The organism is Bradyrhizobium sp. JYMT SZCCT0428, assembly GCF_018131075.1.
Taxonomy (GTDB): domain Bacteria; phylum Pseudomonadota; class Alphaproteobacteria; order Rhizobiales; family Xanthobacteraceae; genus Bradyrhizobium.
This window is the reverse complement of sequence record NZ_JAFCLS010000027.1, coordinates 1-22779: the sequence shown is the minus strand read 5'-3', so window position 1 is coordinate 22779 and position 22779 is coordinate 1. Positions and strand designations below refer to the sequence as shown.

Below are 22779 nucleotides of genomic sequence, written 5' to 3'. Positions count from 1 at the left end.
GCCTATGCTTGTGTGATGAGTCGACCGTCTAAGCGCAACTGGCCCGATTCGAGCAGATCCGCGAGAGTACCCTCCACCGCTTCCCGAAACTGAGAGCTCGTCGACGCAAATCCGAACAGCCGAGCAACGGCCTGTGCTAACTGGTCTCGCTCCGCGCCAAAATTCTCCTCTACAACTTGCGCAATCGCGACCCTGATTTCTTCCGGCGGCAATATTTCCGGACGCCGAAGCGTGTTAGAATCGACTTCTCCGCGACTCCGTACGATCACTTGTTGTCCCGGTAGTAGGTAGAATGGCCCTCCACTGATTTCGCCTTTCCGCTTTGCTGCCTTGATTGCCGCCTGGACGGCATCCCTAATCCGGTTGCCGGCACGGGCTAATCCCCAGGCTGAGCGGATTCGGACGACGATTTCCGACTCGTGTACGGGCCCCTCCACTGTGACGACTTCTACGACATGTTTCATCATCTCTGGCAGAGGCGTTTCATGAGGTTCTACCTGCCGGCGTACCGAAAGTTTTGCTTCCTCGTAGCGAGCGGTCGCTTCACTCACCGTTCCAATTTCGGCGACCACCACCTCGGCGTCGACCTCTTCGTGAGCCGAAAAGCGAATGGGAACGGCTGAGACCGAGTCGTCGGCACGTTCGTCCATCTCCCGCCACTGCGCCTTCGCCGCCTCGATAGCCTTCACGACCTTTGTCGTCTCTTCTTCCGGCCGCAAAAACCAATCGGTCGACCAGATGCGATGTAAAACCCATCCGTGCGCTTCCAGGACGTTCTGCCGAAGACGATCCCTGTCGCGAGCCGATCGGGACGAGTGATACTGCGCGCCATCGCATTCGATACCGAGGACGAACCGACCGGGCTTGTCCGGATCGGCTACCGCCAAATCTATGAAGAAGCCGGCAGTCCCGATCTGTGTCTTTACATCGTGACCGAGCGCTGTCAGTCGCGCCGCAACCTGTTCTTCGAATACTGAATCTGGATCTCGGCCCGTCTCTTCAGCGATGCCAAGCCTTCCGGTTTGCGCAAAGGAGAGAAACATCTTGAGTGCCGCGACGCCCCTGCCCTTCGAACGCGACAGATCGATGTCGTCGCCGGTAATCGACGAGAAGACTTCGCAACGGAGCTTGGCTCGCGAGATCAGCACGTTGAGCCGGCGCTCGCCACCATCAGAATTGAGGGGTCCGAAACTCATCGCGACATACCCCTCCTTGGTCCGACCGTATCCCAAGGATATAAAGATGACGTCCCTTTCGTCACCCTGGATATTCTCGAGATTTTTTACGAAAAAGGGTTCGGAGGATCCGCGGCTGAAGAATTCCTCCGTCTCGGGATTCTGCTTTCTGAGGAGCTCGAGCTCATTCTGTACGGCCTGGCGTTGGGCGACCGAAAAAGTAGCCACGCCCAGCGTCCTATCCGGCGCGTCGCGTGCGTGCCGCATCACCGCTTCTGCCACGGTCCGGGCTTCCTTGGGATTCGTCCGGGTATTTCCACGATCGTAGTGCGCATCAGGCAGATGGTTGAATTTCAGGCCCATGCCGGCGACGGCGTCATAGGGACTGGGTACGATGAACAGTCGATTGTCGTAGAACTGCTTGTTCGAGACCGCGATCAGCGATTGATGCTTACTGCGATAGTGCCAATTAAGCATCCGATGCGGGAGCCCCTTCGCCAGGCACAAATCGAGGATGCTTTCGGCATCCTTCGCCTGGAAGGTCACCTCGTCATCTTCATCTCGATCATCGTCGTTACCCGTCAGCTTAGCGAAGAAGCGGGTGGGCGGTAACTGCCGCTCGTCGCCGACGACTACCATCTGTCGACATCGCGCCACCGCCCCGAGTGCGTCTACTGGTTCAATCTGGGAAGCCTCGTCGACGACCAGCAAATCGAACGAGACCGCGCCCGGCTTCAGGAATTGAGCCACCGAAAGCGGACTCATGAGGAAGATCGGCTTGATCTGCTGAATGACCGGTCCGGCCCGTTCCAAAAGTTGCCGGATTGGCAAATGATTTCGCTTCTTCGCGACCTCTCCGTTCAGCACGCCAAGCGGGCCGATACCACCCATGTTTCTCGGCAGGCGCGAGGCATGTTCGTGAGCAATTTGATCGCGCGCGAGCTTCATGCGCTCCTGGTCCAGCTTGCGGAAGCTCTCCACCTGACGCCCATGAGATTCCCCGTCGAATTTCTTCAGTTCGGGATGTCCAGCGAAGATGACGCTCCGCATAGCTTCGAAGTAGGCACGATCAAACGTCTCCGAAAGCGCATCGCCCGATAGAGACCCATCGAGCAGCCGACCGACCAGCGTCCCGAGTCCGGCGTCCTCCGCCGTACGGATACGATCCATGAATGCGACCCACCGAGTAATACGCTCGGACGAACGACGCCATTCCGAGACCTTCGCGGATACCTCGGCGAAAAGCATATCGGGGCCCACCTGAACCGGGAGGCGCCCAGGATCGAGCCGCAGAAAATCGAACAGCTGGTCCACACCGGTCTTCGCGGCGTCGAGGGTTCTCCTGAAGTCCTCGAGCGACTTCCTATCGTCGGCGGACAAAACCACGCGTGCGAGGCGATCTCGTGTACCTTCCCCCGCTACTTCCTTTGGAAAGCTATCCCACCAGGATGAAAGGGATTCCAACCTTTCCCAATCCGATCTTTCCTTGCGCCAGGAGCCTCCAAAAGCCGAACGGCCCGCAGTTTGGACTTCCTCGAATGACCGACGTGCCGTCTGGGCAGCGATGAGCCCGTCGAGGAGCAACAATCGTTGATCGACCGTCTTCGGCATCGGAACTTTCAGATACGATGCAAGAGTCGCCGTCTGTGCCCGATAACGCAGACTGAATATCCTCAACCAGGAGCGGCCCTTGTTCGCGATCACATCCCTGCATTCTCTGACGGATGCGTCCCACGCGGATTCGACGAATGCTGACTCGAACACGCCCTTCAATTTCGAAAAGCGTGCCCCCTTCTCGACGATCTCACTGATCTCGTCGGGGCGTTCCCAAATGGGATCCCGGAAAGCCGCCCGGTCGCACTCGGGCATTGCTGCGGCTGCTTCGACGAACCCGAGGAGATCTGCGGCTTGTCCGAACGTGTCAGGTCGGGACAAATCGAAAAGAGCGCACGCGCGATCCGCACCCGCGGCTGCCTTCGCTAGATCTTCGGCCAGCCGGTCTAACAACCTTCTCAGGGTTTCCATTTCGCCAGGATCGAGGGCGTCCCGACCAACGCCGCGCCAAGGGTGAAGGTTAGGCGGACCATCCGAAGCGACGCGTTCAGCTATCTCCTGGACGAGTTCTCGCCGTCGCTCGAGTTCGAGTGGGGACCACGATTCCGGCGCCTCCAGTTCGTGGCCGGACTGGCCCGCCGAGCCCCATGATCGGATCAGGTTACCAAGCAACCGAAAAGGAGTGAGTTCGCTCGGAACGTGAGCCGCATGCATCATTCCTGCGTGTTCGTTAAGCCGATCGCGAATGTCGGTCAGTCTCTGCACGAGGGTGGCTTCTCCGCGAGGCTGAGGTGCCGACATCGACCGCGTCCGCTTCAGTTCCTCCAGAAGCACCCGTTTGTTGGCCTTGTTGGAATGAAGCTCCAAAGCGAGCGAGCCCAGTCCAACATCTCGTAGCCGCCGGTGGACGACGTCGAGCGCCGCCATCTTTTCCGCGACGAAAAGCACCGTTTGGCCCTGAGCGGCCGCCGACGCGATGATGTTCGTGATCGTCTGCGATTTGCCAGTACCCGGTGGCCCCTTGATAACGAGGTGCCGTCCTCGCGTAACCTCTTCGATCGCGACGGTCTGCGATGAGTCGGCGTCGACGACGTGGTTCATCGCTACCGGCTGAATGACCGCGTCGATATTGCCGTCGTCGGAAACGATCGGCTCTGTTGCTTCGAAGCCGTCCTGAAGCAGGCCCCGAATGAGGGCGTTCAGGTCGAGACTCCCGTCGGCCGGCCAGTTCTCCGGATCGAGATCCCGATACATCAGGAACTTCGAAAACGAGAAGAAGCCAAGGACCATCGCGTCCGGCCTTACTTCCCAACGAGACTTTCGCGATACGGTCTCAGCGATGCCAGACATATAGGCAGCGATATCGACGTCGTCTTCGTCTCCGAAATCTTCGATTTTTAGACCGAACTCGCCGTCCATCTTCGCCTGTAGAGAAAGGTTGGGTGACGGAGGTTCTGATCGGGACACAAGATGGAATCGATCGGCGGCACTGCTCCGCTCAAGTCGCACGGGCAGCAGGACGAGTGGCGCAAAACGCTCGGTATCGGATTTATCGTCCTCGAACCATTTTAGCAGGCCGAAGGCCAGATAGAGGATGTTGACGCCCTGCTCTTCCTCCAAGGTTTTCGCATCGTACCAAATGTCGAGGAGTCGCTTCTGTAATCCTTCCGAGGACAGCCTGGTTTGGAGCTTTGTTTCCGTTTGCCGCGACCGAGAACCCCCGTTGACCTCTTTGGGTGCGAGTGCCGACGTCCCCGTCGATCCGTCAGCCGCTGAAGCGGGTTTATCTTCCTCGGTATGGACGAAGGTACAGCGCTTCGCTTGACCAAGCAGGTCGAAAACCTCTGTCGACTTGCAATCCACGATCTCGATCGCCCGGATGTTCTTTGTCCGCAGGGGAATGTTTATCAGCCTGTTGCGCGTACCCAGATCGAGCAGAGCTCGCCGGTCCGCCAAAAGCCTGTCTCGTATCGATGTTCCCGCCAAAATGGCCCCCGCCTAAACCGAGGATTGTAGGACTGGTTGACACCCGGTCAAGCTAGCCCAGCTTAGCCGAATGGCCCGCTAAAAGGTGGCTGGCCAAATGTTTCGGCCGACTAGCCGCTTGTTTCCAGGTTGATCGATTCGCTTTTGGTTAAGCCAAGTGTGGGTCGAGACCGGCGGGTTCTACTCGTTTCCCTATCATTCGCTGCTCGCGACCGCTGAGAAGATTTGGGGATTAATACAGCTACCAGTTGACCGCCGGAGTACCTTGGTTCACAATAGAACAAATAGTGAACTGGAGTGCTTCACGTGGTTAGCGAAACCCATGAGCCACATATCGTTTGCCCGAAATGCAGCCATCTAATCCCGCTGACGGAGTCGATTGCAGCGCCGCTGCTCGAAGTTGAACGAAAGAACTTTCAGCAGAAACTGGCTGCGCGCGAGGCTGAGTTTGAGCGCAAAGCAGGAGACCTGCGTCGACAGCAAGATGACCTCTCCAAAGCTCGCGAGAACATCGAAGAGCAGGTTCGGCAGCGTCTGGCGGCTGAGCGAACTCAAGTTGCGGCAACCGAAGCGAAGAAAGCACGAGAAGAGGTGGCAGGTGATTTGGCTGCCGTCAGGCAGCAACTTGCGGAAAACGAGCAACTCTTAAAGGTAAGAGAGGCCAAGCTCGCCGAAGCGCAGCAGGTTCAAGCGGAAGCATTACGCAAGCAGCGTGATTTCGAAGAAAAGACCCGGGAGCTCGAAGTCACGATCGAGACGCGTGTGCAGGCGAGCCAATCAGAGCTAGTGACGAAGGCGAAGCAGGCTGCGGCCGATGAACTTAAGGCGCAAATTTCCCAGAAGGACACTCAAATTGAGTCCCTTGGCCGGACTGTTGAAGAATTGAAGCGAAAATTAGAACAAGGTTCCCAACAGACGCAGGGCGAGGCCTTCGAACTTGAGCTCGAAAGCCTTTTGCGAGGCAGGTTTCCGCTCGACCTGATTGAACCTGTTGCGAAAGGCGAGACCGGCGGGGACATCGTTCAGACAATCAACGCTCGGGCTGGTGCGCCAGCCGGCGTGATCCTTTGGGAGCTAAAGAACACCAAAACCTGGTCTGACACCTGGTTACCCAAGCTGCGTGACAACAAGCGCGCGGCGAAGGCCGACGTAGCCTTGATCGTCTCAACCGCTTTGCCCAAAGGCGTGGAAACGTTTGACTTGATCGACGGCGTTTACGTTGCTCATGCACGCTGCGCCGTGCCGGTGGCTCTCACCCTACGTCAAGGCCTGCTAGAGGTCGCTAACGCACGCACGGCTCAACAGGGCCAGCAGTCAAAAGCAGAGCAAGCGTACAACTACTTGACTGGCTCGCGCTTCAAACAACGCATTGAGGCCGTCGTTGAACGCTTCAAGGAGATGCGCGACGACATCGACAAAGAGCGCAAGTTCATGATGAAGGCTTGGGCCAAGCGCGAAGCGCAAGTCACCGCGATGGTTGACTCAACAGTCGGCATGGTTGGCGACCTTCACGGGATTATGGGTCAAGCGATGCCGGAGATTTCGGCAATTGAAGATCCTCCGATGATTGAGGGGAAGGCCGCCTAGGATAAAGCTTCGCAACGAATGCTGCCGCCTTTGGCCGTGCGCGATCATGGTTTGCGCTCGCGCATCGGACGTTATCGCAACTGGTCGGCACACGGAATTGATCAGCTTTTCTTAAATTCCTCGTCAGTTGAGCCGCTGACCACATTGCGATCAATGTTCACCATCGAGTGCAGGTCTCGCACGGCAGGCAAGCTGTTCGGTCTCGCCAAGCCCTTCCCGATCCGGAGAATCGTCGGCGAAAGCTGGAGACCAGCCATGAAAAACGAATTGGGGCCGTTTTCCGAGCAATGGAAGGCCACACGTGGCAGTCTGCTTTCGTCCAGGAAGCGGACGCTGTTTCAGGAAACCGCCGAGGTTTGCTTAGGCCGGCGGCTCCTACACCGCGTCTTCAATTAACTTGGCGCGCCCTCGATCTCACCTCTTTCAATGGTGAGCGTCACGTCGGCAAATGTCTCGAGCAGCTTTGGATTCGACTCGGTGATCAGCAGCGTAATGTCCTTGTCCTGCGAACGAAGCCGCCGGAGTGCTTCCGCGTATCGCTGCGCCAAGACAGGCGCGAGACCCTGAAATGGCTCATCCAGGATAAGCAGCCGGGTACCAAGCATAAGCGCCCGGCCAAGCGCCACCATCTTGCCTTGTCCGCCCGAGACCGATCCCGCCGGACGTTTGGCAAGCTCTTTGAGTTCCGGCAGCACCGAATAGGCTCGCTCCAGCCGCCGTCGCGTCTCGTCCGGATTCAGCTTGGCGACACGACCGGGAAGCAGGATATTTTCTTCCACGGTGAAGGCGGAAAACAGACGCCGGTCCTCAGGCGCGTAGCCAAGACCCAGCGATGGCCGGCGATGCGGCGCGATCGGTCCAAGATCTTCGCCGCCCAGACGAACGGTGCCGCTCGCCTTCGTGAAGCCCATGATAGTGCGCACGGTCGTGGTCTTGCCGGCGCCGTTTCGCCCGATAAGCGCAGCGCTCACGCCGGGCAGCAGCGAGAAACTCACATTGCGCAACACAGGCGCGTCCGCAATCGCGACGTTGACATTCTCGAAACTCAGCATCGGTTTCATATCCCGATCACCTGTTCACGAACCTTCGGGTCAGCGAGAACCTCCGCTGGCGTGCCGACCTTCTGGATCTTGCCGACATTCCACACGGCGACGCGGCTGGCGTAGCGCTCTACCATGTCCATGTCGTGCTCGACGAAGACTGAGGTCACTTTCTCCTTTACGAGCGCCGTGGTGAGAATGTCCATAATGGCGAGCTTCTCGGACGACGCAACGCCCGAGGTCGGCTCGTCCATCGGCAGGAGCTTTGGCTTCAGCGCGAGCGCGAGCGCGATATCGACAAGCTTGCGTTGTCCCTCGGGAAGCTCTCGCGCTGTTCGTTCGGCGTACGACTTGACACCGACGAGATGCAGCAGCCGCTCCATTTCCGTCACTTCCGGCATGCGCGAAAGAGCCTGGAAGCCGGACGGGCGTCCTCGCAGGGAGGCGGCCGCGATCAGCATATTCTCCATCACGGTCTGATCGAGGAACAGCTGTGGAATCTGGAAGGCGCGGGCGATGCCGAGCTTGGTGATCGTGCGCGGAAGCTGCTGTAATGTCGTGGCCGAGAAAGCTTACGGTGCCAGCTTGCGGCCGCAGATAACCCGTCGATATGTTGAGAAACGTGGTTTTACCGGCCCCGTTCGGCCCAATGATGGTTTGGCCCGCGGCTCCCGCTTTCATCCGCTGCTAAATTGGTGCTTAGTTCCGTCATGGCGTTTACGATCAGACAGCTCCAGTTCTTTGTCGCGGTGGCCGAGACCGGCACGGTTTCCCATGCCGCGCAGGCGCTGTCGATCTCGCAATCGTCGGTCACCGAGGCGATCAAGGAGCTGGAGGCCGATCTCAACGTCAAGCTGTTCGAGCGGCATCCGCGCGGCCTGTCCATCACCCACACCGGCCATCAGTTCCTGCGCCACGCGACGCGCATCCTGACCGACATCTCCGATGCACGCAGGACCTTCTCCGAGCAGGCTGCGAACCGCGGCGGCCGCCTGCAGCTCGGCGTCACCTCGCTGGTCGCCGGCTACGTGCTCTCGGATCTCCTGGCGCGCTATCGCCGCGCGTTTCCGTCGGTCGAGGTCCACGCCATCGAAGACAACGGCGACTATCTCGAGCACCTCCTGATCGGCGGCGAGCTGGATGTCGCCGTCATGGTGGTGTCGAACCTGCGCGACCGCCTCGCCATCGACGCCGAGATCGTCGAAGTCTCGCCCTATCGCTTGTGGCTGCCGCTCGGACATCCACTTGCAAGCGCCGACAGCATCGCGCTTGCCGACATTCTCTCCGAGCCCCTGATCATGCTGACCATCGACGAGGTGGAGGAGAATACCGGCAAACTGCTCGCCGCCTTCGGCACCCGCCCCAAGATTGCTTTCCGCACGCGATCCGTCGAGGCGGTGCGCAGCCTGGTCGCCACTGGCGCCGGCCTCGCCCTGCTGCCCGATCTCGTCTACCGGCCCTGGTCGCTGGAAGGCGATCGCATCGAATCGCGCGACGTCTCCGGCTCCCTGCCGGTCGTTCAAATCGGCATGACGTGGCGGCGCGGGTCAGGTCTCACGCAAAACGCACGCGATTTCATAGGCATAGCGCAGGCCCAGCGGGGCGCAAGGCAGCGGCCATGACGGCCCGCTATCGGAAAAAGCGAAACCGGCCCCCTGACAAATGAATTTGCGAAAGGTTGCGTTTACCGACACGCTCGGTGCGAGGACCGTGCTGCCTCGAACATGCAGCCGTCTGGACCTGGGAGGTGTTGATGAAGTCGAAACTCGCACTGCTGAGCGGCGTGACGTTGGCGCTGGCGTTTGCGCATCCATCCGCGGCGCAAATCAAGGAAATCGGGAAGGCCGAAGGGCAACTCACCATCGTCGCCTGGCCGGGCTATATCGAGCGCGGTGAGACCGACAAGAAGTTCGATTGGGTCACAAAGTTCGAACAAGCTTCCGGTTGCAAGGTCAATGTAAAGACCGCCAACACCTCCGACGAGATGGTGGCGTTGATGAATGAAGGCGGCTTCGACCTCGTCACCGCATCGGGCGATGCCTCATTGCGGCTCGTTGCCGGCAAGCGGGTGCAGCCGATCAACATCAGCCTCATCAAGAGCTGGGGAACGATCGACGATCGCCTCAAGAAGGCGCCCTGGCACACGGTCGACGGCGTGCAGTACGGCGTTCCCTACATGTGGGGGCCGAACGTGCTGATGTACAACACCAAGGTCTTCAAGGACCCACCGAAGAGCTGGAAGGTGGTGTTCGAGGAGATGGCGCTGCCGGACGGCAAACCGAACAAGGGGCGCGTCCAGGCCTATGACGGCCCCATCCACATCGCAGACGCGGCGCTCTATCTCATGACGCACAAGCCCGATCTTGGCATCAAGAGCCCCTATGAGCTGACCGAAGCGCAGTACAAGGCCGCGCTCGAACTGTTGCGCGCCCAGCGCAAGCTGGTCGGCCGCTACTGGCACGATGCCTTCATCCAGATCGACGATTTCAAGAACGAAGGCGTCGTCGCGTCGGGCTCGTGGCCATTCCAGGTCAACCTGCTCAAGAGCCAGAACCAACCGATCGCATCGGTGGTCCCGGACGAGGGTGTCACCGGGTGGGCCGACACGACCATGATGCACGTCGACTCAAAGAATCCGAACTGCTCCTACATGTGGATTGAGCATTCGCTGGCATCCAACCTGCAGAGCGACCTCTCGGCCTGGTTCGGAGCCAATCCGGCGGTCCCGGCGGCGTGCACGGACGGACGCGGCATGCAGACCAAGGAGGGTTGCTCGACCAACGGCTTCGACAACTTCTCGAAGGTTCGCTTCTGGACGACGCCGACGACGAAATGCGCGACGCAGGGCGACAAGTGCGTGCCCTACTATCGCTGGGTGTCGGACTATATCGGCGTCATCGGCGGGCGCTGAAGCCTGACGCCGCGGAGCAAATTCCGCGGCAAAGGTGGCCAGGCGCGACGACCCCTTGAGGGTTGCCGCCACTGGCCAACGACGGGCGCCGTGCGCCGAGCGCCGGATCATACGAGCAACGCGGGCAAAGCATGATCGCCGCCGTTTCATTCGAGAACGTATCGCGCCATTTCGGCAGCGTTAAAGCGGTCGACCAGGTCGACCTCGTGGTGCAGCCCGGCGAGTTCTTCGCCATGCTCGGGCCGTCCGGGTCGGGCAAGACCACCTGCCTTCGCCTCATCGCCGGTTTCGAACAGCCGACTACGGGCGCCATTTCGATCTTCGGCGAACGTGCCGAGGGCGTTCCGCCGTATCGGCGCAACGTCAACACCGTGTTCCAGGACTACGCCCTGTTCCCGCACATGAACGTGCTGGACAATGTGGCCTACGGCCTGAAGGTGAAAGGTGTCCCCAGGATAGAGCGGATCCGGACTGCGGAGGACGCGCTGGCGCTGGTCCGCCTGCCGGGCTACGGCACGCGCAAGCCCGGGCAGCTCTCCGGCGGGCAACGCCAGCGTGTTGCGCTGGCGCGTGCCCTCGTCAACCGGCCCAAGGTGCTGCTGCTGGACGAACCGCTTGGCGCGCTCGACCTGAAACTGCGCGAGAACATGCAGGAAGAGCTGAAGGCGCTGCAGAAAACGCTCGGGATCACGTTCATCTTCGTGACGCATGACCAGGGCGAAGCGCTGTCGATGGCGGATCGCGTCGCCGTCTTCAACGACGGCCGCATCATGCAGGTGGGCACGCCGCAGGACATCTACGCCCGCCCGGCCTCGCGGTTCGTGGCCGATTTCGTCGGCTCCTCCAATGTCGTGCCGCCGGATTTCGTCAAACGCCATTGCCAGCGCGACGGCTGGGGCAGCCTGAGGCCGGAGGCGATCCGCGTCAGCACCGAGACCAACGGCACGGGCATCCCGGCGCGCGTGGTGTCGGTGAGCTATACCGGCGCGGCGACGCGGCTCGGACTGGACGCCGAAGGATTGCGACTGCACGCGACGGTACCGGTCGGCGCGATCGTGCCGGAGCAGGGAGCGGACGTTGTGCTTTCCTTTGGCGCCAACGCGCTGCATGTGATGGCGGCCGACGCATGAGCGATACGGTTGCGCTGAGCGATCGGAGCGCGCCGGCGGTCCTCACCGCGCGCAACGGCGTGCTGGGCGCCCTGTCCGATCTGTTCTGGCGCAAGCCGAAGCTCTTGCTGTTTCTGATGCTGCTGCCACCGGTTCTGTGGCTCGGCATCGTCTACCTCGGCTCGCTGTTTGCGCTGCTGCTGCAGAGCTTCTTCTCGATCGATGAATATTCGGGGATGATCAAGCGTGAGTTCACGCTGAAGACCTACGGCGAACTGCTGCAGCCTTCCAATCTGGACATCATAATTCGCACCGTCGTGATGGCCACGCTGGTGACAATCGCATCCGCCATCGTCGCGTTTCCGATCGCCTATTATGCGGCCCGCTATGCCCGCGGCAAGTGGAAGGCATTGTTCTATCTCGCAATCATGCTGCCGCTGTGGTCGAGCTATCTGGTCAAGGTCTATGCCTGGAAGCTCATCCTCTCCAAGGAAGGCATTCTCAACTGGGCGCTTGCAAAGCTGCACCTGACGGGCCTGCTCGAGGCCTGGCTGGCGCTGCCGATCGTCGGCGGCAACTCGTTGTCGGTGTCGTCCACGGGCACGTTCATCGTATTCGTCTATGTCTGGCTGCCGTTCATGATCCTGCCGATCCAGGCGTCACTCGAGCGCATTCCCGTGAGCCTGATCGAGGCGTCGGCTGATCTGGGAGCCTCGCCAGGGCAGAGTTTCTGGAACGTGATCTTCCCGCTGGCGCTGCCGGGCGTCGCCGCAGGATCGATCTTTACGTTCTCGCTTACGCTTGGCGACTACATCATTCCGAAAATCATAGGCACCTCGCATTTGTTCATCGGGCAGGCCGTCTACGCCCATCAGGGAACGGCCGGAAACATCCCGCTCGCCGCCGCATTCACCGTCGTGCCGATCGTGGTCATGGGCCTCTATCTGTGGATGGCCAAGCGCATGGGGGCGTTCGATGCGATCTGATCGCGAAGCATCCGCGCCGTTCGGGCTGAAGCTGGCGGCCGCCGGCGGCCTTTTGTTCCTGCACGTGCCGATCCTCCTGATCTTCGTGTACGCGTTCACCACCGAAGACAAAACCTACCAATGGCCGCCGCCCGGCTTCACGACACAGTGGCTCGCGGTAACCTGGAATCGGCCCGACGTCTGGGAGGCGCTGACGACGTCCGTGAAAGTCGCGGCGATCGCAACCCTGATCGCGCTCGTGCTCGGAACATTGTGCGCTGCTGCGGTGAGCGGTTCGCGCTTTTTCGGCCGCGAGGTCATTTCGCTCCTGATCATACTGCCGATCGCATTGCCCGGCATCATCACCGGCATCTCGTTGCGGTCCGCCTTCTCGCTGATGGATATTCCGTTCTCGACGTGGACCATCGTGCTCGGCCACGCCACGTTCTGCGTGGTCGTCGTCTACAACAACGCGGTCGCGCGCTTCCGCCGCACGGCCGGCTCGCTGATCGAGGCATCGTACGATCTCGGCGCCGACGGCTTTCAGACTTTTCGCCATGTCGTCCTGCCGAATATCGGCACCGCGCTGCTCGCGGGCGGGATGCTGGCGTTTGCGCTGTCGTTCGACGAGGTGATCGTCACCACCTTCACGGCCGGGCAGCAACAGACACTGCCGATCTGGATGCTGGAAGAACTGGTGCGGCCGCGTCAGCGGCCGGTCACGAACGTGGTGGCGATGGTCGTGGTGCTCGTGACGCTGTTCCCGATCATCGCCGCCTACTACCTGACGCGCGAGGGCGATCAAGTCTCGGGCGCGGGCAAATAGAAAATGCAGGAAGGAGACTGGGCCATGGATATGTCGATGCTGATCGGCTCGAAGCTGGAAAAGGGAACCGAAACCGAAGAGCCCATCTTCAATCCGCGCACTGGAGAGACGGTGCTGCAGATGCCCGAGGCCTCGCTGCAGCAGATCGAGGCGGCAGTCGACTCCGCCGAGAAAGCGTTTGCGACCTGGTCGCGCACGACACCTGCGCAGCGCTCGGCCTATCTCCTGCGCATCGCCGACCGTATCGAGGCGGAGGCCAGCGAGTTTGCCAGGCTCGAGGCGCTCAACTGCGGCAAGCCGATCAACGCCGTGCTCAACGACGAACTGCCGGCGATCGTCGACTGCTACCGGTTCTTCGCCGGCGCAGTCCGTACCATGCCCGGGGCAATCGCCGGGGAATATCTCGCAGGCTTCACCTCGATGATCCGCCGCGACCCGATCGGCATCGTCGCATCCATCGCGCCGTGGAACTATCCGCTGATGATGATGGCCTGGAAGCTCGCGCCGGCCATCGCCGGGGGCAACACGGTGGTGTTCAAGCCATCCGAGCAGACGCCGCTGACGGCGCTCAAACTGGCCAGGGTGCTGGCAGACATCCTGCCCGAAGGCGTGGTCAACGTCGTGCTCGGGCGCGGCGACACGGTCGGCAACGCGCTCATCAACCACCCCAAGGTTAACATGATCTCGATCACGGGCGACGTCGCAACCGGCAAGAAGGTATTGCAGGCGGCGGCAAAGTCGGTGAAGCGCACCCATCTGGAGCTTGGCGGCAAGGCGCCCGTCATCGTTTTCGACGATGCCGATCTCGCAGCGGTGGTGACCGGATTGCGCGCCTTCGGTTACTACAATGCCGGCCAGGATTGCACGGCCGCATGCCGCATCTATGCCGGCAAGGGGATTTACGAGAAGCTGGTTGCGGATCTCTCGTCGGCCGTTTCAACGATCAAGTACGATCGCGCGGACGACACCGAAAACGAGATTGGCCCCTTGATCTCGCAGCGTCAGCTCTATCGTGTCGCAAGCTTTGTCGAGCGTGCGTCGGAACTCAAACATATCTCCGTCACGACCGGCGGCAAGGTCGGCGGGGGCAACGGCTTCTACTACCAGCCGACCGTCGTCGCGGGCGCATTGCAAAACGACGAGATCGTGCGGCGTGAAGTTTTCGGGCCGGTGGTGTCGGTCACCCGGTTCACGGATGTCGATGATGCGGTCGCCTGGGCCAATGACAGCGACTATGGGCTCGCCTCGTCGGTATGGACAAAGGACGTGGGACGCGCGATGGCGACGGCGGCCCGGCTGCAATACGGCTGCACCTGGATCAACACGCATTTCATGCTGACCAACGAGATGCCGCATGGCGGGGTCAAACAATCGGGTTACGGCAAGGACATGTCGCTCTACGCATTGGAAGACTACACGGCCGTGCGCCATGTCATGGTCGCGCACGGGTAGTGGCACGGTTTGTTCTGCCTTGGGCGCGCACCACCGCCTGGAGGCGGCCGTGCTCCTGATGGCAGCCTGGTCTCGTTGGAAGGCGGGCTGTGCTGTCGCATCGTCGGCGGCATTGCCGTTGTCAACACGGGCACCGGCACCCAGGAGTTATGGCTGCCGTCAAGCGCAGCTCGATCGCTTCACGCACACCTGCCACCAGGTCCGGCCCTGTGAGAACTATGTCAGGCTCGCGGTCGAGTGAGTGCCGTGGCTACCGCTCAGTAGTGATCGAACCTGTCTCGCCCAATCGTCTCCACGAAAACGGGAATTTTTGCGGTTTGCGCTGGAGACTTTCGGCAAATTCTCGCCAAGGTTGCCGTTTTCTGGAGACTAGAGACTTTGGACAACCGCACAAAAACCCTATAAAATGCGGTACTTTCAACCAATACGGGCCCACCCTCTCTGGTTGAGCGACTGGCTGGCTGCCTTGGGAGGGATCGAACTCAGACATTCCCGATTGAGTTTCGGCCTTTGAAATATCAAGAGAATTTCGCCTCGAAAGCCTCTTTTCGACCCCCGGAGACTTTCCGGCCTTCTTGCACCCGAAGTGGGAGCCTAGAGACTACCGCGAAAAACGAATTAGTGCCGTTTTTCGGGCCAGAGGCGGACAGCGTCTCACCCCTCCCTTAAGTCAGCTAAAGGCCATAATCGGTCGCATCAGGCTGTGCAAAATAGCGTCGCCACCAACATTAATCCCCCGAGGTCGGGTCGGACAGATGCTTCAGCCCGCGTTAAAGCTGCGTAGCGTGTTTCGCAAACCGGTCCTTCACAGACTTCGTGAGCTTGGCTAAAGCGCGCGTCTCGATTTGCCTGACGCGTTCCCGGGAGATGCCATATTTGGTGGCGAAAAAATCGAGGTTCTCGGCTTCATCCGCCATGTGCCGACGTTGGATGATATCGCGCTCACGATCGCTAAGCATCTTCAAGGCCTCCGCGAGGGCGCGACGGCGTTTTCCTGATTCGTCATCCTCGGCACTGACGTCCTGAGGACTGGCGGTTGGATCTACCAGCCAATCCTGCCAATCGCCCGCCTCTTCCAAGTTGTTAACCGGAACGTTCAACGATACGTCGCCGCGAAGCCGGCGGTCCATGTCAATCACCTCTTGCTCGTTGACCTGCAGCCGAGTGGCCAGCAACTGAACGTGTTCAGGTCGCAAGTCACCGTCTTCGGGCGCCGAGATCCGAGCTTTCGTCTGCCGAAGTTTGAAGAAAAGTTTCTTTTGCGCCGAACTCGCTCCGATCTTGACCAATGACCAGGTGCGCAAGATGTAGTCCTGGATGTGGGCCTTGATCCACCACATCGCATAGGTCGCCAGGCGGAAGCCACTGTCAGGATCAAACCGCTTCACGGCAATCATCAAACCGACGTTGCCTTCGGAGATGATATCGGCAACGGGAAGCCCATAGCCGCGGTAGCGCATCGCAATCTTGGCAACCAAGCGCAAATGGCTCGTAACCAGTTGATAGGCCGCTTCCCGGTCGTTTTGGTCACGGCAACGGCGGGCATACGTGACTTCATCTTCCCAGGTAAGCAGCGGAAATTTGCGAATCTCGGTGAGGTAGTGGGCAAGTCCGCCTGAAAGTGCTGGAAGGGTTCTGGCGTTAGCTATCATGACGATGCCTCTGTTGATTTGACTTGGGTTGATTGGACTTCAGCCTGCGTAAAGCCGGATATGAACGACGTAACCGTTGGTACCGGCTGGGGCGGCGCGACCGGCACTTCTCGAGTGACGAGGAACAGCAATCCTGCCACGAGCATCACCGCAGCAATCCCAACTCCCAACATAGCCCAGACCAGATCCCTTTCTTCCATTGCTCATCACGAATCGAAATTCCCGGTGCCATTACGCCGCCCGACGATAGCTTTGGTCAGCCCGTGAGTGTTCCTCGGCCAGGCGCTCGTAGAGCCAAATGCTGGTTGAGCTCCGCCATCGCTTTTCCATCCGCTTCTGAAGAGCCACACGCTCTGGTTCAGCCGAACGGTCCAGTAGCCAGCGGTAATGTTGTATAACCTTCTCATGTCCCCGCACGACCAACGCATCAACGTCAAACATGACTTTCCGACCGCATGGATGCCGCCCGACCCAATGGCACAGAACACGCAGTTGCCGAGAGTTGATTGAACGAGCCTTCCTCCTCTTCCAGGCGCCGGAGAATGAAATCGCGCTCTAGGTCCGACAGCTCCGTTTTCAGCAGCCTCCGGTAGCGATGGATGTTGTTGCGGTGCGCGCGCAAGCGCGCCAGCATTTTGTTATCCCTGCGGGGAGTTGCAGCAATGCGAACGCTGCGGCGAGATCGTTCCTCGATTGTTGACGTTTGCCGCTTGACTTGAACGCTTGACCGTCACCGGGATTTTTCGGGCGTTTCGCAGGCTGACACGGCCTGATTGCCTGGCTCGCGTGTGGCCCATCCACGAAGCGGCTTCGCGCTGAAGCCACTCAGCCCAAACTTGTTCGTTCCCGTGGCGATACGGAAGGCTGGTCGTCTCCATAGCTCCCTCGTCTAGGCTGCTACACGGGAAACGGAAAAGCGTCGTTTCGGCTTGCCGCCAGGAGGATCGCGGGGTTTGCCGTCAAGCTCGCACAACGCTTCCAATACGGTGTCGATGTTGACGGGGGCTTTCAGGCCCGCCGGCGCCCGAAGCGCAGGGCATGAAGCAATCGCTGAAGCGTCGGAGGCCCACGAAGCAAGAATTGCCCGCTTTTCGCCCAACGTGAGGCCTGGATCAGCCACAACGTCCCTGGGATGTTCGAAGACTATGCCGGGGTGAAGGATGGCTTCAAAATCAAACACGTTATCGCCCGTGGCGGTCGTCGGCCGCATGGTCATCTCCCTTCTAACGACGAGTGATTGGCGGCCCGGTTCTCGACCAGGCCGCCCCTTCAGAAACCTAAGCCGCTTTGGCCTCGAGCTTTTGCACGTTGCCCGGCGTGGTTTCATTGATCGCGATCCGTCGCGGCTTCATGGCCTCAGGGATTTCGCGGAATAGCTCGATCTTGAGCAGGCCATTGTCAAAGGACGCGTTCTTGACCCTGACGTAGTCGGCCAAGTTGAACTGTCGTTTGAAACCGCGGGTCGAAATGCCGCGATAGAGATACTGGGCGTCGGGCTTGTCGGCCTTGTTACCCTCGATCGTCACGACGTTCTGCTCAGCCGTGATCGAAATCTCTTCAGGGGAGAAGCCGGCAACCGCCAGAGAGATCTGGTACCGGTCGTCATCGAGGCGGGCGATGTTGTAGGGCGGATAGTTATCCTCGACACCGCGCTGAGCGGTTTCTGCGAGGTCGAAAAGGCGGTCGAAGCCGATGGTCGAACGCCAGAGCGGTGAGAAGTCGTAAGTGCGCATAGCCAGATCCTCCTAAGAGCAAAATGGGTACGAGCGGCACCGGACACGACCGGTGCCCGTCTCTTCCTGTTCTGGGCCCGAATGGCGCCCAGAAATCACACAATGGTGACGCCACCAGAACTAGAAAAACCCGTTTTTGGTTTCAAGGGGTCCTTCAAAATTTTTTTTGGTCCCGATTTCGGCCGTTGGCACCAATATGTTTCTAATCGTGATTTGTTCTTACATGGCCTTTCGCTGCTGCCCGATTAAGGCCTTGTGTCCTAAGGTGATTTAGAAAGTGTCCAAACGCGCGTTAACGAAGTTCGCGGAACAAAATATCCCGGTAGACGTACAGCATTTGATCGAGAACCCTCCGCTGAATATTTCGGTAGCGCAAGATGGTCTTGTCGATCTCGTCGCACTTGTCACACATGATGCCCTGCTTCGTTGCAGGTGGGAGCCTACCGGGCCACCAGAGTTGCTTAAACGCGATGGTGCTCAGAAGCTAATCGACGAGCTGGAGGCCAAGAAGGTCGAGTATCACCCAAAGGACCCGAATAGCGTTTAAGTGCCGCGTTAGCGGAATCGTCCGGCGCCGATTTCACGCTGGTTGACGTAACGGCTGACGACCTAAGGTCGTCCCCACCGCAGCTTAGCCGTAGACGTCGAAGATGAATGATCCTGCAAGCACGCTCGTTGGTGCTCGCTAGGCATTAGAGAAGGCTCGCGCGCGACTTTAGCTTGGCTCAGATTTGCCCCGGTAATCGCGGTGGTCATCTGCCAACCCTACCGCTCAGTGGTGCTCGAACCTGTCTCCGCCAATCGTCTCCATGAAAACGGGAATTTCTGCGGTTTGGGCTGGAGACTTTCGGCAATTTCTCGCCAAGGTTGCCGATTTCCGGAGACCAGAGACTTTGGACAATCGCACGAAAACCCTATAATATGCGGTACTTTCAACCGATACTGGCACACTCTCTCTAGTTGAGTGACTGCATGGCTGCCTTGGGAGGGATCGAACTTAGACATTCGCGATTGAGTTTCGGCCTTTGAAATATCAAGAGAATTTTGCCTCGAAAACCTCTACAGGAGACTTTTCGGCCTTCTCACAATCCAAGTGGGAGCCTGGGAGACTATCCTTGAAAAACGAACTAGGGCCTTTTTTCGAGCACGGGATGGCACCCCATGCAGTCTGCTTCGTCTCAACCCAAAGCGCGAAGTCCACTTAAGCGCCGCCAAGATCGGATTCGCGCATCGTCGAGGTCGGTGACAACATATTCCGGCAAGGGTCAGTCCAACAAATCGGTTTGGGAGGCTTACATGCCATGGACGACAAGCTCCATTTGCGAGGCGCAGGGCAATTTTGTCATGCTTGCGTTACCTCCGAGGTCAAATGTACGCTGCTTGCAGGCAATTTAACATTAGCCCGAAAACTGGTTATCAGACCTTAGGCAGGTACCGAGCGGAAGGCGAAAAAGGCTTGCGAGATCGCTCGCGTGCCCCCTCGGCACAGACCGTCGCGCTCCTCCAAGGCAGCCGAACTGGCTGTCCTTGTCCGTACGAGCGGATCACCCTCGGTGGGACGGTCGAAGAATTGCTTCACATCTTGAATTTTTGGGTGCCGCAGTCGTGCCCGCGCCGTCAACTATCACTGCGATCTTGGCTCGCAATGGCCGACTGACCCCCTCCCCCAGACAGTCAGCCCATAATTGGCTTTTGACGATGCTTTACAACGACTGCAATGTTGAGGGTAAGCGATGTGCCGCGGTCACCTTCCTGATGATGTCCTGATCTGCGAGCCTGTTTGGCCGGCAAGCAGTAAGCGACGTCGGCCGCGGCAAGCCTACGAAATCCGGTTGCGAGCCTTTTCGCGCCACCGAACCGCCGGCAACCGCGCCTGGTTAGGCGGGATAGCGATCGCGTCGAACGGAAGTCACTGGGACGCAGCTGGCCACGCCCCTTTGTTCCGGTAGCAGCTCGGTTGCCCCTTATTAGGCGGGATCGGCGTGTCGGCGGACTGGTTTTGATCAGACAACGAAGGCGTGCTCGCGGTTAGAAAGTCGTCAAACGCGGTCTGCGATGACCATTCCGCATAACCAACAACCGCGAACGCGAGCGCGACCAATATGAGCGCCAGCGTGGCGCCAATTCCTCGCCAAGTTAACTGGTTGAATAGCGGCATTGCTATCTCTCGGGACCACGGCATCGTGTAAATGAACTCGCCGTTCTTAAGTGTGAACCACCCCACACCTCACGCGCCGTTGATGCGGCGTACCCCCGCACCCAAACCGTCGGCGACCAAACCCGAAACCCGGCTATGTGCCGCCTCGTATTCACGCCTTCGTGTTATGCGTATTTCCGGGTGTGGGTTCACGACCGCGCCACCTTGCGGTCCCCCCTGGAATGCCTCACGCTACTTTGAACTGCTTCGTCATGTTCGGCGGGCAGGGTCTGCGAAAAGCCGCCCTCGTTATGAGCGAGGACGGCTTCGATTATCGCAGACCTGGTAGCGAGACCGCCGCTCTGGGGTGACCTGGGGCGGCGGGCCTCACTTGTCCACGGTAACCCCTGTTCGAGTCCTGTCAACGGTCGCGGCGCGACGAACCCGGGAAAACCAGACCCGCGTTTTTACAACAGCTCACTTTCAGCTCCCGGATGGAGCGGGGCCCGCGCCAATCCAGGCATTGGCGCTTATAAGCGGCAATCCCGTCGAGCACATTTTGCGCCCGGTGCGGTCGCTCACCGAGGCCGCCGCGGAAGTCAAAACTCGCGGCTCGTCGCCGGGTGCCGGCGGTTCTTGACCTTGATCCAGTGTGCCGACCGGCCAGCGCGATACGCGCGCTCACGATGCTTGCTGATGAGCCCTTCCAGGCCCATGCCGCACAATGCCCGGAATAGGTCGGTGCCGACGTCAACCTGTTCGATGGGGCGCGACAAAAATGCCCTCGGCGCGCCGCGCCAACAGCCGAGCCGCGAAGGTTGGTCTTTCGCATCGATAGCGGCAGCTTGCGGTGGTCGTCGCCGTCGCCGGCCAGCATGTCGAAGGCATAGAACTGCCCCCCGGCGTCGTGCTTGCGCGAGTGCAGCGCGTTGAAATCGGACGACACCGAGCACCACGCCCTCACCATCGAGCACGAAATGCTTTTGCCTTATCTGGCGCGCCGTCTCGACAATCCAGGGTAAGCGTTTCGACCAATCGTGGCCGCCTTTTGTCGTGAGGCGCACGCGGTCGTCCTGCCGGACCAGCATCAGCCGGTAGCCGTCATATTTGATTTCGTGAAACCAGTCGGGGCCGGTCGGAACTCGGGCTGCCACGGTCGGCAGCGAAATTCATACAACGTACGGTGAAAGATGGTGGCTCACGCCGGATTTCCAGGTCATCACGTCGAGCAAGTCATGACGTCCCGCATCGGGATGCGATATCCGCTACTCGGGAGAGCCGGCGCTAACCCCTGGCGGTTGAGAGCATGGCCGAGGCGCTCGAATCTATTTGTGGTAAGTTGCCACTTGGGTTGGGTGATTTATTTTGCGAGTGGTCAAAATTGACCAGCTCCAGCGCGGTAAATGTGCTGCACTTTTTGCGAACGGCGCGCCGTGGGAGCTGCTGCACCGTTCCTAGAATGGCCCCAGCTCGACCCAGCCCCGCGCTGGGGCCGTTTCTCTCATCGTAAGCAAAGCGAGCACGATCAATTGAGTGGGCACGATATTTTGAAACTACCGGATGCCACGCCGCCAAACTGGCATCGGTAGAACGACGGCCCAGCCTTCCTCCTCCGCTGGGGCCGTTTCTTTTGTCAGCCGCCAAGTGAGGCGGGCCTTAGTTCTTCACGGTGCCTAGCCAAATCTCCACGTCACAGCCGTCAACGAGTAGCTTCGCCGTGCACCTCCTATTCGTCCCTTGATGAGCGGAGTGAGGCGCGCGCTCAAGGCGCCGAAGGCGACAGCGCGCCGAACGGCCTCTTTAGTGGGACGTGTCGCAAGTCCGTCGCCCGATAGATAGTATAGGAATGGGCGACCATCCTCGTTCAAACGGTTTGAACCGGTCCAAAATTCACTGCCATCCCCACCGTCCAGTGGCGATCGAACCAGTCTCCGCCGATCGTCTCCACGAAAACGGTAATTTCGGCAGTTTGGGCTGGAGACTTTCGACAATTTCTCGCCAAGGTTGCCGGTTTCTGGAGACCGGAGACTTTAGACAGTCGCACAAAAACTCTATAAAATGCGGTACTTTTAACCAACACAAGTACACTCTCTGTGGTTGAGCGAATGGCTGGCTGCTTGGGAGGGATCGAACTCAGACATTCCCGATTGAGCTTCAGCCTTTGAAATATCAAGAGAACTTCGCCTCGACAGCCTCGTTTTCAGCCCCGGAGACTTTCGGCCTACTCACAATCGAAATGGGAGCCTGGAGACCATCCGCGAAAAACGAACTGGAGCCGTTTTTTTGAGCACTGGAAGCCACACGTGGCAGTCTCTGCTTTCGTCCAGGAAGCGGACGCTGTTTCAGGAAACCGCCAGGGGTTCCATATGTGCCCCCAGGAGACATTGACGACGAGGTCTGCTTAGGCCGGCGGCTCCAACACCGCATCTTCAATTAGCTTGGCGGGCCCTCGATCTCACCTCTTTCAATGGTGAGCGTCACGTCGGCGAATGTCTCGAGCAGCTTTGGGTTCGACTCGGTGATTAGCAGGGTAATGTCCTTGTCCTGCGAACGAAACCGCCGGAGTGCTTCCGCATATCGCTGCGCCAAGACAGGCGCGAGACCCTGAAATGGCTCATCCAGGATAAGCAGCCGGGTACCAAGCATAAGCGC

At 59.5% G+C, this 22779-nt stretch carries 18 protein-coding genes and 3 pseudogenes; 11 read left to right on the top strand and 10 right to left on the bottom strand.

Annotated features, from left to right (window positions below; genetic code table 11):
- Positions 1–2: 2 nt before the first annotated feature.
- Positions 3–4685 (bottom strand): DUF3320 domain-containing protein, encoded by a 4683-nt coding sequence (locus tag JQ575_RS25560; RefSeq protein WP_249166893.1) that lies wholly within the window; start codon positions 4683–4685, stop codon positions 3–5.
- 336 nt (positions 4686–5021) lie between these two features.
- On the opposite strand from JQ575_RS25560, the gene JQ575_RS25555 reads away from it, so the two are divergent.
- Both JQ575_RS25555 and JQ575_RS25550 read left to right on the top strand, forming a co-directional pair.
- Positions 5022–6302, top strand: coding sequence for a DUF2130 domain-containing protein (locus JQ575_RS25555; protein ID WP_212035902.1), 1281 nt, complete (start codon positions 5022–5024; stop codon positions 6300–6302).
- A gap of 18 nt (positions 6303–6320) precedes the next feature.
- Complete coding sequence (locus JQ575_RS25550; RefSeq protein ID WP_212035901.1) at positions 6321–6698, top strand: hypothetical protein; 378 nt, start codon at positions 6321–6323, stop codon at positions 6696–6698.
- Here the strand turns inward: JQ575_RS25550 and JQ575_RS25545 are convergent.
- From JQ575_RS25545 to JQ575_RS45775, 3 genes and pseudogenes are all read right to left on the bottom strand, one after another.
- On the bottom strand, positions 6695–7354 hold the full coding sequence (locus tag JQ575_RS25545) for an ABC transporter ATP-binding protein (protein WP_409364821.1): 660 nt from the start codon (positions 7352–7354) through the stop codon (positions 6695–6697). The two genes, JQ575_RS25550 and JQ575_RS25545, sit on opposite strands and share 4 nt — an antisense overlap.
- A gap of 5 nt (positions 7355–7359) precedes the next feature.
- The gene (locus JQ575_RS25540) at positions 7360–7833 is read right to left on the bottom strand and encodes an ATP-binding cassette domain-containing protein (protein WP_409364823.1); all 474 of its coding nucleotides are present in this window, start codon (positions 7831–7833) and stop codon (positions 7360–7362) included.
- A 106-nt stretch (positions 7834–7939) separates the two neighbouring features.
- Positions 7940–8023 (bottom strand): annotated as a pseudogene (locus tag JQ575_RS45775) (hypothetical protein); the annotation flags it as partial.
- A gap of 29 nt (positions 8024–8052) precedes the next feature.
- Between JQ575_RS45775 and JQ575_RS25535 the strand changes: the two are divergent.
- The 7 genes and pseudogenes from JQ575_RS25535 to JQ575_RS44880 all read left to right on the top strand — a co-directional run.
- Positions 8053–8964 carry a LysR family transcriptional regulator gene (locus tag JQ575_RS25535; RefSeq protein ID WP_212035899.1) on the top strand — a complete coding sequence of 304 codons (912 nt, stop codon included), beginning with the start codon at positions 8053–8055 and terminating at the stop codon, positions 8962–8964.
- Between the two features lie 131 nt (positions 8965–9095).
- Positions 9096–10253 (top strand): ABC transporter substrate-binding protein, encoded by a 1158-nt coding sequence (locus JQ575_RS25530; RefSeq protein WP_212035898.1) that lies wholly within the window; start codon positions 9096–9098, stop codon positions 10251–10253.
- A gap of 131 nt (positions 10254–10384) precedes the next feature.
- Positions 10385–11383, top strand: coding sequence for an ABC transporter ATP-binding protein (locus JQ575_RS25525; RefSeq protein WP_212035897.1), 999 nt, complete (start codon positions 10385–10387; stop codon positions 11381–11383).
- Positions 11380–12348 (top strand): ABC transporter permease, encoded by a 969-nt coding sequence (locus JQ575_RS25520; RefSeq protein WP_212035896.1) that lies wholly within the window; start codon positions 11380–11382, stop codon positions 12346–12348. Before JQ575_RS25525 ends, JQ575_RS25520 begins: the two co-directional genes overlap by 4 nt.
- Positions 12338–13153 (top strand): ABC transporter permease, encoded by an 816-nt coding sequence (locus JQ575_RS25515; RefSeq protein WP_212035895.1) that lies wholly within the window; start codon positions 12338–12340, stop codon positions 13151–13153. Before JQ575_RS25520 ends, JQ575_RS25515 begins: the two co-directional genes overlap by 11 nt.
- Before the next feature lie 24 nt (positions 13154–13177).
- The gene (locus JQ575_RS25510; protein WP_212035894.1) at positions 13178–14605 is read left to right on the top strand and encodes a gamma-aminobutyraldehyde dehydrogenase; all 1428 of its coding nucleotides are present in this window, start codon (positions 13178–13180) and stop codon (positions 14603–14605) included.
- Positions 14606–14710: 105 nt separating this feature from the next.
- A pseudogene (locus JQ575_RS44880) lies at positions 14711–14837 on the top strand (aminotransferase class III-fold pyridoxal phosphate-dependent enzyme); the annotation flags it as partial.
- 538 nt (positions 14838–15375) lie between these two features.
- Here JQ575_RS44880 and rpoH read toward each other — a convergent pair.
- The 4 genes from rpoH to hspD form a co-directional block, all read right to left on the bottom strand.
- On the bottom strand, positions 15376–16254 hold the full coding sequence (gene rpoH / locus JQ575_RS25505) for an RNA polymerase sigma factor RpoH (protein ID WP_212035984.1): 879 nt from the start codon (positions 16252–16254) through the stop codon (positions 15376–15378).
- A gap of 436 nt (positions 16255–16690) precedes the next feature.
- Positions 16691–16891, bottom strand: coding sequence for a hypothetical protein (locus tag JQ575_RS25500; RefSeq protein ID WP_212035893.1), 201 nt, complete (start codon positions 16889–16891; stop codon positions 16691–16693).
- Positions 16892–17146: 255 nt separating this feature from the next.
- Positions 17147–17467 (bottom strand): hypothetical protein, encoded by a 321-nt coding sequence (locus JQ575_RS25495; protein ID WP_212035892.1) that lies wholly within the window; start codon positions 17465–17467, stop codon positions 17147–17149.
- A 67-nt stretch (positions 17468–17534) separates the two neighbouring features.
- Complete coding sequence (hspD, locus tag JQ575_RS25490; RefSeq protein ID WP_212035891.1) at positions 17535–17990, bottom strand: small heat shock protein HspD; 456 nt, start codon at positions 17988–17990, stop codon at positions 17535–17537.
- A 277-nt stretch (positions 17991–18267) separates the two neighbouring features.
- Between hspD and JQ575_RS25485 the strand changes: the two genes are divergently transcribed.
- A complete protein-coding gene (locus tag JQ575_RS25485) occupies positions 18268–18537 on the top strand; it encodes a hypothetical protein (RefSeq protein ID WP_212035890.1) in 270 nt (89 codons plus the stop codon).
- Between the two features lie 822 nt (positions 18538–19359).
- Positions 19360–19647, top strand: coding sequence for a helix-turn-helix domain-containing protein (locus JQ575_RS46560; RefSeq protein ID WP_409364820.1), 288 nt, complete (start codon positions 19360–19362; stop codon positions 19645–19647).
- Positions 19648–20726: 1079 nt separating this feature from the next.
- Here the strand turns inward: JQ575_RS46560 and JQ575_RS25475 are convergent.
- Both JQ575_RS25475 and JQ575_RS25470 read right to left on the bottom strand, forming a co-directional pair.
- Positions 20727–21281, bottom strand: coding sequence for a DNA ligase (locus JQ575_RS25475; RefSeq protein ID WP_312016023.1), 555 nt, complete (start codon positions 21279–21281; stop codon positions 20727–20729).
- Between the two features lie 1279 nt (positions 21282–22560).
- A pseudogene (locus JQ575_RS25470) lies at positions 22561–22779 on the bottom strand (ABC transporter ATP-binding protein); the annotation flags it as partial.

Bases quoted from the DNA above. Each gene is read 5' to 3' on its own strand.
- JQ575_RS25545 (WP_409364821.1), bottom strand. From the start codon at position 7,354: ATGCTGAGTTTCGAGAATGTCAACGTCGCGATTGCGGACGCGCCTGTG.
- JQ575_RS25520 (WP_212035896.1), top strand. From the start codon at position 11,380: ATGAGCGATACGGTTGCGCTGAGCGATCGGAGCGCGCCGGCGGTCCTC.
- JQ575_RS25535 (WP_212035899.1), top strand. From the start codon at position 8,053: ATGGCGTTTACGATCAGACAGCTCCAGTTCTTTGTCGCGGTGGCCGAG.
- JQ575_RS25510 (WP_212035894.1), top strand. From the start codon at position 13,178: ATGGATATGTCGATGCTGATCGGCTCGAAGCTGGAAAAGGGAACCGAA.
- JQ575_RS25530 (WP_212035898.1), top strand. From the start codon at position 9,096: ATGAAGTCGAAACTCGCACTGCTGAGCGGCGTGACGTTGGCGCTGGCG.
- JQ575_RS25500 (WP_212035893.1), bottom strand. From the start codon at position 16,891: ATGCTGGCGCGCTTGCGCGCGCACCGCAACAACATCCATCGCTACCGG.
- JQ575_RS25515 (WP_212035895.1), top strand. From the start codon at position 12,338: ATGCGATCTGATCGCGAAGCATCCGCGCCGTTCGGGCTGAAGCTGGCG.
- JQ575_RS46560 (WP_409364820.1), top strand. From the start codon at position 19,360: ATGTACGCTGCTTGCAGGCAATTTAACATTAGCCCGAAAACTGGTTAT.
- hspD (WP_212035891.1), bottom strand. From the start codon at position 17,990: ATGCGCACTTACGACTTCTCACCGCTCTGGCGTTCGACCATCGGCTTC.
- JQ575_RS25525 (WP_212035897.1), top strand. From the start codon at position 10,385: ATGATCGCCGCCGTTTCATTCGAGAACGTATCGCGCCATTTCGGCAGC.
- JQ575_RS25495 (WP_212035892.1), bottom strand. From the start codon at position 17,467: ATGCGGCCGACGACCGCCACGGGCGATAACGTGTTTGATTTTGAAGCC.
- JQ575_RS25550 (WP_212035901.1), top strand. From the start codon at position 6,321: ATGCTGCCGCCTTTGGCCGTGCGCGATCATGGTTTGCGCTCGCGCATC.